Origin of the sequence: Leptotrichia wadei (genome assembly GCF_007990545.2) — a bacterium.
GTDB classification, from domain to species: Bacteria; Fusobacteriota; Fusobacteriia; order Fusobacteriales; family Leptotrichiaceae; genus Leptotrichia; species Leptotrichia wadei.
In genome coordinates this window covers 2,175,326-2,188,961 of record NZ_AP019829.2, presented here as the reverse complement: position 1 = coordinate 2,188,961, position 13,636 = coordinate 2,175,326, and the positions used below count along the sequence as shown (strand labels likewise).

The window sequence follows — 13,636 nt, the reverse complement described above, 5'->3', positions numbered from 1 at the left end:
GCAGGTAATTAGGAGAAGAAAATGGGTTATAAATTAATAATTTACAAAGATAATAAATTTTATAGAGAAGAGAATTTAAAGCAAAAATGGGAAAATTTTATATATAAATGGGGAAACGTTGAATCAGGAAGCTATTTCTTTGAAATAAAGGATGAAGAAAATGGTACAATAAGCGGTGTAACTTATAGCCATACAGCTCCATTTGCCAAAAAATTTGAAGCTGTGGTAGGTGAAAATCTTCCACCAAAATCAATAACAGGATTTCAAAAGGGAATAGATATTTATGTAGAATATTCTCCATCAAAAAAGTCATTTTCATTGACTAAGATGAAATTTTACAGAATGAACTTGAATATTGCTGATTTTGGATTGGAAAAGGCGGATAAAGTTGAGATTGCGGGAAACTTTAATAACTGGAAGCCCGATACTGAGCCAATTCACCATTTTGAAGGGACAAATTACGAAGTGACACTGGCTTCGCCTGAAGGAGTTTATGAATACAAATACTTGATTGACGGAAAATGGTATCCTGGAAATGAAAATAAAAAACTTATAATCGGGGAAAATGGAGCATTATTTGCACAAGGAGATTTGGGAACCGGAAAATTTGTTTATGAAGCGATTGATAAAAATACAAATTTAAAGGCGATTGTTCATAACTATGATAGTTTGCAATATTTTAATAAATTGTCTGACAGTGAGTATGAATTTAAAATAAGAACGCAGATGAATGATGTGGAGCGGGCTTACATAAGCATTGTTTTACATGAAGAAGATAATTATGAAATGATTTATGAACTTGAAAGATACCAAGATAAGACAAACGGATTTGACTATTTTGAAAGAATTATAAACTTTGGAAAAGAAGCAACAAAACTATTGTATTATTTTATTTTGGAAGATAACGGCTCAAGAGCTTACTTTAATGGAAAAACATTGAGTTATAGCAAACCTAAAAGACTTGTTGTAAATACAACTTCTAAAGACATACAGTTGTTTAACGTACCAAACTGGGCAAAAGAAGCTATTTGGTATAATATTTTTCCAGATAGATTTTATAATGGAAATCATTACAATGATCCAATTTTCAATGAATTTGGACCAGAGGCATTTAAGCCTAACAGACTTCATGAACAGAATTTTGTAGAAGAATATAAATGGGAAAAAAGTAATAATGTGATTAGTCATTTTGATAGAAACCGATGGACGGCTGATTTTAAGGAACAGGTAATATGGGAAAAGCTGGGAGAGCGTGAAATTGACTACAGCTTGAAATATGCCAGAATGTATGGTGGAGATTTACAGGGAATTAAGGAAAAGATATCATATATGAAGGAGCTTGGAATTAATGCTGTATGGCTAAATCCAGTATTTTTCTCGTATCAAAATCATAAGTATGGAGCAAATGACTTTAGACATATTTCGCCAGATTTTGGGACAATAAAGACAAGCGGGTCAACTCACGGTGTGGAAATTAATAGAAATAATAAATATGGGAATAAGTCATACGTGGATGTGCTTGGAAACAAGGCTACGACAAGTAGTGAGCTAAAACTTCTGGAAGTGAACTTAAAGGGTGAAAGCAGAGGAAAAAATGGATATGGAGAAACAGAAGATCCAGCTACTTGGGTTTGGACAGAGTCAGACTTGATAATGGTTGATTTGATAAAGGAATTTCATAAAAATGGTATTCGTGTAATATTTGACGGAGTTTTCAATCATAGCAGCAGTGAGCATTGGACATTTAATATGGTGCTTGCAGACGGTGAAAATTCTAAATATAAAGATTGGTACAAATTTACAGATTTTGGACAGCATGTTCCGATTACAGATGATATGAGTGATGAACAGGCATTTGAAACATTAATTGCAAATAGAAAGAGAACTATTTATAATGCTTGGGGTGGATTTGACTCGCTTCCTGAATTTAACACTTTTAATCAGGAATATAAAGAATACATTTTTAATATTACGAGAAAATGGATGTGTGGACCTGATGGAAAAGAAAGTGAAAACTGGATGGAAGATGACGGAATTGATGGATGGCGTTTAGATGTGCCAAACTGCCTTGAAAATCAAAATTTCTGGAATGAATGGAGAGAAGTTGTAAAAGGCAGCAAGAAGGATTCCTACATAACTGCCGAACTTTGGGGAAATGCTTCAGGAGATATTAATGGCGGAAATAAATTTGACACTGTAATGAACTATGAATGGCTAAAAACAGTTATCGGATTTTTCATAAATCAAAGCCGTGAAGGTGGAGTAAGATACAAGTTAAAGGCACAGGACTTTTTCAATGAACTTCGAGAAAAAAGAACTTGGTATCCGTATCAGGCGTTACAGGCGAGTCAGAATCTAAACGGTTCACACGATACGGACAGGCTTTATTCAAGAATTGTAAACGATGTAATTGGAAGAAATCTGGAAGAAGGAAAGCAGTTAGAAAAAGGATACAATGGAATTCGTCCTGACCTAGCTTCAAATTACCATCCAAATACAACAATAGATTGGCGAAACAGCCCAATTAAGCCAAAAGATATATTAAAATTAATATCAATATTCCAAATGACTTATATTGGAGCACCAATGCTATTTTACGGCGATGAAGTTGGAATGTGGGGAGCAACAGACCCATACTGCAGAAAGCCAATGTTATGGAAGGAATTTTTGTATGATAATGAAAAAAATCCATCACATATTAATCAGAATGAAGTTTATGAACAAAAAGTCGACAGCGATTTATTTGAATGGTACAAAAAGTTAATAAGAATAAGATTGGAAAATAAAACACTTGTTTATGGTAAGTTTAGGGAAATATTTGCTGATAATGACAGGGAAATAATTGTATACGAAAGAGTAATTGAAGATCATACAATTATTGTTGTAATAAACAATTCATTTAACAATTGGGAGAATGTAGAATTTGAAACAAATTATCAGGATGAAAGATTTATTGACCTGGTAACAGAAGGCAGAACATTTAGAACAGGTTCAAATGGGAAATTAAAGTTGGATCTAAAGGCGAAAGAAGGGATGATTTTACGAAAAGTGGGGATAGATGGGGATTATGAGTAAAGATAATTGATTGAAAAATTAAATATAATTTTTGTTGAGATAAAAGGGACTATGATTTTGGGTAGTTCCTTTTTTGTTTATTTATAAGGAAATTAAATTCATATTTTCTAAGGTATTTACTGAATATATTTGATAATTTTAAAAGAGGCATTAGCCCCTTTTTCTCTTTTATGTGTAATACTAAATCCAGTTTGAAAAATTTATTTATTTTATGGCAAGGGATAAAGACCTCTTGTTAAATAGAATTTATAATAAATCTATTAGTCTAATGGGAAATAGTATAAAAGTAGATTTGTTATGATTTTATATTAATTTTTGATTTTTAAATGGAAATTTAGTATAAAAATTGCTTATCATTAAAAAAAGATTTGAAATAAAAAGGTTATTAATTTTACTTGTAAAATATAAAAATGTAATGATATAATATTTAATAAGAAATAAACAAAAATTAATGTAATTAAGGGGTAGAAAATGGGAAAAAGAGAATACAGTGCTGGAATTGTAAGTAAAGGATTCTGGTTTTTAGAATTTAAAAAATTTTTAGAGTTTTTGAAAGATGGGAAAAATGAGAATGAGATAAGAAGAATGCAGGAAGAAGAAAATATTTTTTCTGCACCTTCTAAAGATTATGGTAAAAGAATTTTTAGTGAAATTAATAAAAGAATAAAAGTACTTTCTGGAGATATAAAGATATTGTTTTTTAAGGTTGATGTTGGAACTATGAAAATAATAAATTTATTATCAGTAATGCAAACAGATAAATTATTTTTCGAATATGTTTATAATTCTTATCGAAACGAAATGTTACTAGGAACTAAAGAATATAGTCCAAATTCTGTTAAAAAATTTTTGGATGAAAAATCTTTACAAAATGAGGAAGTTGCTAAATTTACAGAAAATACAAAAAAGCGAATGAGAGGTTCGTATGGAAATTATTTAAAAGAGGCAGGATTATTGGAAGAAAATAAAGGGAAAATTTTATATAGAAAAATTTATTTGGATTATGAATTAGAAAATTTATTGAGAGAGAATAAAATGGAAATGTATATAAAGGCTTTAAAAGGAGAAGTGTAATGACGAAAACAGAAATAGATTTGGGGAAAATAGAAAATGAAATAAAGAAAGATAGTTTTTTGAATAGTAAAGGACTAGGAAATGAGGTTTCATACTATATTTTTGACTATTCTCCTAAAGATGAGTTAATAGTTAGAGAGTATTTGGAAAATATAAAAAAAAGAGATAAAGAAATTGGTGATGGTTATAAAATTGTAATTTACGATGTTTACGATATTATGATAGATCTCTTAGAAGAATCAGAATTTTTGGAAAATTGTATTGAGATGGAAAAAAATGATGGAATGGATTATTTGATTGAATCAGTAAATAGTTTATTGAAAATGAATGAGGATGATAATTATTTTGCAAAATATATTGAAGAGAATACTCCTGAAAAATCAATTGTTTTTCTAGTTGGTATAGGAAAGATATTTCCTTTTGTGCGTTCACATAAAATATTAAATAATTTACATCAAGTTTTTGATAGAGCACCAGTAGTTATGTTTTATCCAGGAAAGTATGACGGACAGTCATTACAGTTATTTGAGGAATTTAAAGATGATAATTATTATAGAGCGTTTAAATTGTTAAAATAGTATTCTTTAATAGGTGGGGTGAAAAATCATAATAATATTTAAAATTGAGAAAGGAGAGTGTGATTTTAATCATAAAATCATGCAAATAAATTTATGAAATTAAAAGATATGTTTAGAAAACCTATTGACAGAGATATTAAAGGGGTAATAAAAGTAGGACAAAAAGAAGAAGAAAATATGAAGCAAGAATTGGAAGAGTATGTTGTAACGAATGAATTACAGAAACACTTTAGAGATTTTTTTTCAGCATATAGTAAAGGAATTAATGGAAATACAGATGATATGGGAGTTTGGATAAGTGGTTTTTTTGGAAGTGGGAAATCACATTTATTAAAAATATTATCATATTTACTTTCAAATAAAGAAATAAATGGGAAAAAGGCAATAGATTATTTTTTGGAAGATAATAAAATAAAAGATGAAATGGTTATTGCAGATATGAAAATAGCGTGTCAGACTTCAACTGATTCTATATTGTTTAATATTGATTCTAAAAGTGATAGTACAGGAAATAAGGGGAAAGATGATATTCTAAAAGTATTCTTGAAGGTATTTAATGAAATGCAAGGATTTTCTTCAATTCCACATTTGGCAGATTTAGAAAGAGAATTAAGAGAAAATAATAAATATGAAGAATTTAAAGGAAAATTTCAAGAGATAACAGGAAAAGTATGGACCGAAGAAAGACATAAATTTAATTTTATAAGAACTAAAGTTGCGCAAACAATAGAAGAAATAGGATTTATGAGTGAATCCGGAATTAAAGATTGGTTAGAAATTTCAAAAAAAGATTATTCTATTTCAATAGAAGATTTTGCAAAAATGGTAAATAAATACATTAAATCAAAAGGAAATAATCATCATGTTGTATTTTGTGTTGATGAAGTAGGACAATATATTGGAGAAAATACAGATTTAATGTTGAATTTACAAACTGTAACAGAAGATTTAGGAGTACAATGTAAAGGAAAAGCATGGGTAGTTGTAACTTCTCAACAAGCGATAGATTCTATTACAAAAGTAAAAGGAAATGATTTTTCTAAAATACAAGGAAGATTTAAAACAAGAATTAATTTAACTTCAACAGACGTATCAGAAGTTATTAAGAAGAGAATTTTAGATAAAAATGAGCATGCAAATAGGGAATTGTCATTAAAATACAATGAAAAAGAATCAGTGGTTAGAAATTTAATTATATTTGATGATGGGATAGAAAAAAAAATATACGAAAATAAAAAAGATTTTCAAGAAGTTTATCCATTTATTCCATATCAATTTCAAATTCTTTCTCATGTTTTAACATCTGTTAGGGAACATAGCTCAAGTGGAAAACATTTATCTGAAGGGGAACGTTCAATGCTTGCAATGTTTAAAGAAAGTGCAGAAAAGTATAAAGATAGTAAAGTTGGAATACTAATTCCTTTTGATAAATTTTATGATGGATTGCAGAGTTTCTTAGATCATTCACATTCTATAGTTATTACCAGAGCTATGGAAAATAGTTATATTAATCCAGATAAAGAAGAAAACTGTTTTAATGTGAATGTTCTTAAAGTGTTATTTATGATTAAGTATGTTAAAGAAATAAAAGGGACTTTGGAAAATATTACAACATTGATGGTTGAAAATATTGATGAAGATAGAATCTCTTTAAAAGAAAAAGTTAAAGAAGCATTGGATATTTTGATAAAACAGACACTTGTTCAAAAATCTGGGGATGTCTATATTTTTTTAACAAATGAAGAACAGGAAGTTGAAAAGATTATCGATAAAATTGACGTAGATACAAGTGAAATAGCTAAAAGAATATCTGAAAAAGTATTTGAAGTTTTTTACAAAGAAAAGAAATATCAGTATCCTAAACTTGGAAATTATATTTTTCCTTTTAATAAAATAGTTGATGATTTTCAAAAAGAAAATATTACTCATGACATTTCAGTAAATATAGTAACTTCAAATTCAGATTACAGTGGAAATCAAAGTTTGCTTTTAATGAAAAGTTCTCAAGAAAATTCTGTATTTATTGATTTAGGTGAGAATAATTCGTATATTAATGAAATAGAAATGGATATAAAAATAGAAAAATTTTTAAAATCGGGAGAATTAGAAGGATTGCCTAAAGGAAATTCGATTAAAGAGAATAAAACTATTGAACGTAGAGAATATATAGAGCGTTCAAATCGTTTGTTGAAAGAAGTTCTTAAAAATGCAGAATATTATGTAGGTGGAAATAAACTTAATCTTAATGCGAAAGAGTATGAAAGTAAAATCAATGAAGCATTGGAAAAATTAGTGAATAATGTATATCATAAATTAGAATACATAACAAAGCCTATGAGTGAAGATGATATTAGGGAAATCTTTGTGGAAAAAGGGAATACTTTAACTGCTGTTGAAAGTATAAAATATAATGAAAATGCGATAAGTGAAATAGTGAATCATGTACGTATGATAAAAGAAAAAAATTTAAAAATAACTTTAAAAGAAATAAAAGATAAGTTTTCAAAAGCGCCTTATGGTTGGAATGAAAAGGATATTGAATGGATTATTGCAAGAGCGTTTAAGAATGGAAAAATTGAACTTATAAAAAATAGGATTAGTTTAACATTATTAAATGAAACTACTGAAAATATTATTAATAGTATTATAAAAAAAGATAATTCAGAAAGAATTTATCTGGGAATAAAGGAAAAAATTGATGATAGAAGTGTAAAAATAATGAATTATGTTGCAAAAGAATTATTTGATGTTACTTTAGATATAAGCGATACAGATAAGATGATCCAAGAGTTTAAAGAATTATCGGCAGAAAAAATAAATAAAATAGAAAGTTTTGAGAAAGAATGTCAAAATAAAGATTATCCTGGGAAAGAAATTTTATCAAATGGGAAAAAACTTTTTAGAAAAGTACTTGGATTAAAGGATGCTAGAGAAATATTCAATGAAATTTCTGGACATGAAGATGACTATTATGATTTTTCTGAAGATTTTGAACCAATTGAGAAATTTTTTGAAGGAGATCAAAAAGATATTTGGGATGAAGCTACTAAATTATATAAAAAGTATACTAATTCAAAAAATTATTTTTCAGATGATGAATTGGAAAAAATATCAAAGAATATAAAAAATATACTAAATGATAATAACCCATATAACAGAATTAAAGATCTGAATGAATTAAATAGAAGATTTAATGAAAAATACAATAAAATCTTGGATGAAAAAAGAAAGCCTATAACTGATAGTATAAATGAAACAAAAGAAATTGCTTTGAAAAGAGTAGAATATGCAGAAAATATTGAATTAAAAGAACAATATATAAAAAAAATTAATAATCAATTTAGTGAAATTTTAGAAAAAGTTGAAAAAAGTGAAAATATAAAAGATATTGAATCATATAAAAATGAAGCAATCAGCTTGAAAAATAAATTATTGAATAATTTTGAGAAAGAAGAAAAAATATTAGAAGAAAAAGAAAAAGCAAATGAGATTTCTGAAAATATAGAAGAAATAAAAGCAAAAAAACCAAAAAGAATTGGAATTTCAGAAATTAATAAAGATAGAGTTTGGGAAATACGAAATTCAGAAGATATAAAAGAGTATTTGGATAAATTGAAAAAAAGATTGGAAGAAGAATTAGAAGATAGTGAGATAGTGCAAGTTGAATTTTAGAGAATAAATTGTAAAAGGTGGGGGTTAAAAAAAATGAATTTAGGCTAGCAGAGCTAGGGATAGCAGACAATGATATAGTATTTTTATTCGTATTATTATTGATTTTAATAATAGAAATTTTTGAGTATTTTTTTCATAAAATAGAGGTGATATGTATGTGTAAATTCATACAAAATATTTTAAAGAAAATTTTAGAAACTAGCATTGATTTAATAATAGAAAAAACTATTCTGCTAACCTAAGTTCATTTAACATATTAATAAAAGAAAGGAGAACTGTAGTTTTTACTACAATACAAATATGGACAAAGTAGCATTAAGAAATTTTGCAGTAAATGCGAAAGAAAAACTGGAAAAAGAAGTAAGAAGAAAATTGGAATTGATAGGAATTACGGAAAATAAAATTGAAGAAGGAATAGTTTCGGAAAATGATTATTTGAAAATAGGAAATGTCGAACTAAATAAAAGGGAAATCAAGCAAAGAGAAATATTGGTAAAAACATTAAAAGAAAAAGTGAAAGAGGGGAATTTTCAAGATGCTTTAAATGAGTTAATTGAGGAAATCGCTTATACTTGGTTTAATAGAATTATTGCTATTAGATTTATGGAAGTAAATGATTATTTAAATGATAGGATAAGAATTTTGTCTTCTGAAAGAGAAAATGATAGAGAACCTCAAATAATTAGAGAAGTATTTAACACAGATCTGGAATTTTCAGATGATGAGAAAAATTATGTTTATAATTTAAAAGAAGAAAGTAAAACAGAAGAACTTTTTAGATTTTTATTTATAAAAAAATGTAACAAACTTAATGAAATATTGCCTGAATTATTTGAAGAAGCTGAAGATTATTCAGAATTACTGCTACCAATTTCGATAAATGATGAAGAAGGTATTTTGAGAAAGTTAGTGGATGGAGTGCCTAAAGAAAGCTTTGATATTAAAAAAGAAGGACAGATTGAGGTAATTGGGTGGCTTTATCAGTATTATAATGAAGAAAAGAAGAAGGAAGTAGATAAAAAAACAAAAAAAGGGAAAAAAGTGGAACAGGATGACATACCTGCGAAAACACAATTATTTACACCAAAATGGATAGTAAAATATATGGTGGAAAACAGTTTAGGGAATTTATGGATGGAAGGACATCCAAATGAAAATTTAGAGGAAAAATGGAAATTTCTTGTAAAGGGAGAAAAACAGGAAGAAGAAATTGAAAGTAAACTGGAAAAACTGAATGAAAATTATAAGGAAATGAAAGTAGAAGAAATAAAAATAATAGATCCATGTATGGGAAGTGGACATATACTTGTCTACGCTTTTGATGTATTAATGGATATTTATTCAAATTTAGGTTATTCCAACAGAGATGCAGTTCAGTCAATACTGGAAAATAATATTTATGGTCTTGATATAGATAAAAGAGCATATCAGTTGGCATATTTTGCTTTAATGATGAAGGCAAGAGAATATTATAAAAGAATTTTTTCTAAAAAATTGGAGTTAAATATCTGTTATACAAGAGAGAGTAATGATATTAATAAAGAAGTAATAGATTTTATCTCAAATGGAAATAATAAAATAAAAGACGAACTTGATTTGATTTATAATTCGTTTTTAGATGCAAAGGAATATGGAAGTTTGATAGAAGTACCAAAAATAGATTATAACAAAATAAAAAATAGATTATTAGAAATAGAAAATACAGATTTCTATAATTTATTTGATGAATTAAAAAAAGAAGAAATAAAAAATAAATTTTATTATGTAATAAAAACATCAGAAATACTATCAAAAAAATATGAAGTAGTTGCAACAAATCCACCATATATGGGAAGTTCAATGATGGATTCTAAATTGTCAAAATATACAAAAAAGAATTATCCAGATAGTAAGTCGGATATGTTTGCTGTGTTTATAGAAAAATGTAACAGTTTGACAGCTGAAAATGGATTCTGTTCAATGATTACAATGCATGCATGGATGTTTTTATCTAGTTATGAAAAATTAAGAGAAAAAATGACATTAATAGAAATACTGAATATGGTACATCTAGGAACAAGGGCTTTTGATGAAATAGGTGGTGAAGTAGTACAAACGACTGTATGGATTCAAAGAAAAAATAAAATAAGTAACTTTAAGGGAAGCTATATAAGGTTAGTTGATTTTCCAGGAGAAAAAAATAAAAGAAATAAGTTTTTAGAAACGGTAGAAAATAAAGATAAAAAATATTATTTTAGGAAAGTAAAAGAAAATTTTGAAAAAATACCAGGAATGCCAATAGGATATTGGGCTAGTGAAAATTTGTTGGAAGATTTTGAAAAAGGAATAAAAACTTCTGAACTAATAGAGCCAAAGCAAGGATTAGCATCGTCAGATAACAATCTCTTTTTAAGACAATGGTATGAAGTGGAAGAAGAGAAAATAAGTTACAATACAAAATCAATAGAAGAAACAGAAGGTAATGGATATAAATGGTATACATATAATAAAGGTGGTGGAAGACGACAATGGTACGGAAACTATGATTATGTAGTAAATTGGGAAAATAATGGAAAAGAAATAAAAGAATATGCTAGTAAATTGTATAAAAATTATAGTAGAACTATAAAAAATATTTCTTATTATTTTAAAGAAGCAATAACTTGGCCATTGATAACAAGTGGAGGATATAGTATAAGATATAGAGAATTAGGCAGTATACATGATGTTTCAGGAATGTCAGCATTTTCTGAAAATAAATTAAGATTAAAATACATTTTAGGTATAATGGGAACTAAAATATCTAATTTTATTTTTAATATGTTAAATCCAACTGTGAATTTACAAGTAGGAGATTTTAATAATTTTCCAGTTATAGAAAACGAACAAATAAAACCAAAAGTAATATCAATAGTTGATGACTGTATCAAAATCTCAAAATATGACTGGAATACATTTGAGACGGCATGGGATTTTAAAGTAAGCCCATTGGTTAATATTGAAAGATATGTGGAAGAATTTGAGAATGTAAAAATAGGAGAAAATGGGAATGTTGAAAATAAGAAAATTGATAAAACACAAATAACATTAATAGAAGAAGCATATAGTCAATATAAAGAATTTACAAATAATCAGTTTTTAAAATTGAAGGAAAATGAAGAGGAATTAAATAGAATTTTTATTGATATTTATGGGTTGCAGGATGAACTGACTTCAGATGTAAGTGATAAAGATATAACAATAGCTAAAATATTTGATACAGATGATGAAATAAATGATGAAATTAAAGGGAATAACTATGTTCTAACAAAAGCAGATGTTGTAAAACAATTTATTTCTTATGCTGTTGGATGTATGTTCGGGCGTTATTCACTTGATGAGGAAGGTCTTGCATTTGCAGGAGGAGAATTTGAAAAAAATAAATATAGCAAATTTATCCCTGATGAAGATAACTGTATTCCAATTACGGACAGTAAATATTTTAGTGATGATATTGTTACAAGATTTGTAGAATTTGTAAAAACAGTATATGGAGAAGAAATACTTGAAGAAAATCTTAAATTTATCGCACAAGCCTTGTCTGACAAGAATAATGCTCCAAAAGAAATTATAAGAGAGTATTTCTTGAAAGATTTTTATAAAGACCACGTAAAAAGATACAAAAAAAGACCGATTTATTGGCTTTATGACGCTGGAAAGAAAAATGGATTTAAAGCACTGATTTATATGCATCGCTATAATGAACAGACTACAGCAAAAGTTAGAATTGGATATTTGCATGAGCTACAGAAACATTATGAAAGAAGGGCAAGTTTTCTGAAAGATGAAATTGAAAGTAATAATAACAGGAAAAAAGCTGAGCAGGAACTGAAAAAGATAAAATTACAGCTTGAAGAATGTAAACAATTTGATGAGAAGATGAATCACTTGTCTTCAGAATATATTTCGATTGATTTGGATGACGGAGTGAAAGTTAATTATGAAAAAGTGCAGACTGGACGTGATGGGAAGAAATATGAGATATTGGGGAAGGTAAAATAAATATAAAAATATTATTTGTAAACTGTCTCGAAAATTATATAAAATTTGGGGCAAAAGGACAATAACAATTAAATAAAGAGACATAAAACCATTATTAAAGAAAGGGAAATTAAAAATGATTATAAATTTAATTATGGCATTAATTTTAATGGCTTCTGCATTTCTTACAGGTGGTCTGGGTTTAGGCATAATTTTTATTATGGAATACTTTAGAAAGAAAACAAAAGAGAATACAGGAAAAGAAAATGAGTTATTGTTCATTATTTTAGGTTTAATAATTTATATGGTATATCAGTTTTGGTTTTACATAATGCTTGAATCGGAAGGAATTATTTCTTTTTATTGGTCAACATTAGGTAGTTGGATTTATTTTGAATTTTCTAAAATTGGAATGCTAGAAAATATGAAGAAAACAGGTGTAGATACAAAATTTTTTGATAAAAATAGATTTTTACTTTATTCAGTATTAGCAATAGTTTGTATTATTAATATTGTTGTGTATAAATGCATTAAATAAAAGAAATGGCTTTAACACAATATATATATATATATATATATATATTGTATGTTTTTTGTAAAGAAAATGATTGACAAAATTAAAATTATAGAGTATACTTGCAATTAAGGAGAGTGATTAATATGGCACAGGCAATGATTAATTTTCGTATTGACGAAAAAATTAAAAAAGAAATGGAAAAAATATGCCGTGAAATGGGAATGTCAATGACAACTGCATTTACGATATTTGCGACTAAAGTTACTAAAGAAAAAAGAATACCTTTTGAAATTACTGCGGATCCGTTTTATTCTGAAAGTAATATGAAATATTTAGAAAAAGTTATTGCAGATATTGAATCAGGAAAAGCAAAATTAGTAGAACATGATTTGATTGAGGAGTGATAACGTGAAAATATTGTGGGAGGAAAAAGCTTGGGGTGATTACTGCCAATGGCAGTAGGAAGATAAGAAAATTCTGAAAAAAGTAAACAGTATAATAAAAGATATACAAAGAAATTGGTATACAGGTATTGGAAACCTGAAGCATTAAAAAATAATTTGAGTGGCTGGTGGAGCAGAAGAATTGACGAAAAAAATAGAGTTGTTTATAAAATAAAAAATGATTTGATTATAATAGCATCATGTAAAGGTCATTATGAGTTATAGAATAAATTGAAATCCAATTGACACTCTAAAATAGATATGGTACCATAAAAATG

At 27.3% G+C, this 13,636-nt stretch carries 7 protein-coding genes and 1 pseudogene; all 8 read left to right on the top strand.

Features of this window, described 5'->3' with window-relative positions; genetic code table 11:
- Positions 1-21: 21 nt before the first annotated feature.
- The 8 genes and pseudogenes from FVE73_RS10055 (at position 22) to FVE73_RS10020 (ending at position 13,583) form a co-directional block, all read left to right on the top strand.
- Entirely contained in the window at positions 22-3,075 is a 3,054-nt protein-coding gene (locus FVE73_RS10055; RefSeq protein WP_018499187.1) for an alpha-amylase family glycosyl hydrolase, read from the top strand.
- Positions 3,076-3,546: 471 nt separating this feature from the next.
- Complete coding sequence (locus FVE73_RS10050) at positions 3,547-4,149, top strand: DUF1819 family protein (RefSeq protein WP_018499188.1); 603 nt, start codon at positions 3,547-3,549, stop codon at positions 4,147-4,149.
- Positions 4,149-4,727, top strand: a complete 579-nt coding sequence (locus FVE73_RS10045) for a DUF1788 domain-containing protein (protein WP_018499189.1) — start codon at positions 4,149-4,151, stop codon at positions 4,725-4,727. The genes FVE73_RS10050 and FVE73_RS10045 overlap by 1 nt, the downstream gene beginning before the upstream one ends.
- 93 nt (positions 4,728-4,820) lie before the next feature.
- Positions 4,821-8,399 carry a BREX system P-loop protein BrxC gene (gene brxC / locus FVE73_RS10040; protein ID WP_018499190.1) on the top strand — a complete coding sequence of 1,193 codons (3,579 nt, stop codon included), beginning with the start codon at positions 4,821-4,823 and terminating at the stop codon, positions 8,397-8,399.
- A 300-nt stretch (positions 8,400-8,699) separates the two neighbouring features.
- Positions 8,700-12,419 carry a BREX-1 system adenine-specific DNA-methyltransferase PglX gene (gene pglX / locus FVE73_RS10035; protein ID WP_018499192.1) on the top strand — a complete coding sequence of 1,240 codons (3,720 nt, stop codon included), beginning with the start codon at positions 8,700-8,702 and terminating at the stop codon, positions 12,417-12,419.
- 115 nt (positions 12,420-12,534) lie between these two features.
- On the top strand, positions 12,535-12,936 hold the full coding sequence (locus FVE73_RS10030; protein WP_018499193.1) for a hypothetical protein: 402 nt from the start codon (positions 12,535-12,537) through the stop codon (positions 12,934-12,936).
- A 122-nt stretch (positions 12,937-13,058) separates the two neighbouring features.
- Positions 13,059-13,319, top strand: coding sequence for a type II toxin-antitoxin system RelB/DinJ family antitoxin (locus FVE73_RS10025; protein ID WP_018498538.1), 261 nt, complete (start codon positions 13,059-13,061; stop codon positions 13,317-13,319).
- 4 nt (positions 13,320-13,323) lie between these two features.
- Positions 13,324-13,583: pseudogene (locus FVE73_RS10020) on the top strand (Txe/YoeB family addiction module toxin).
- Positions 13,584-13,636: the final 53 nt, after the last annotated feature.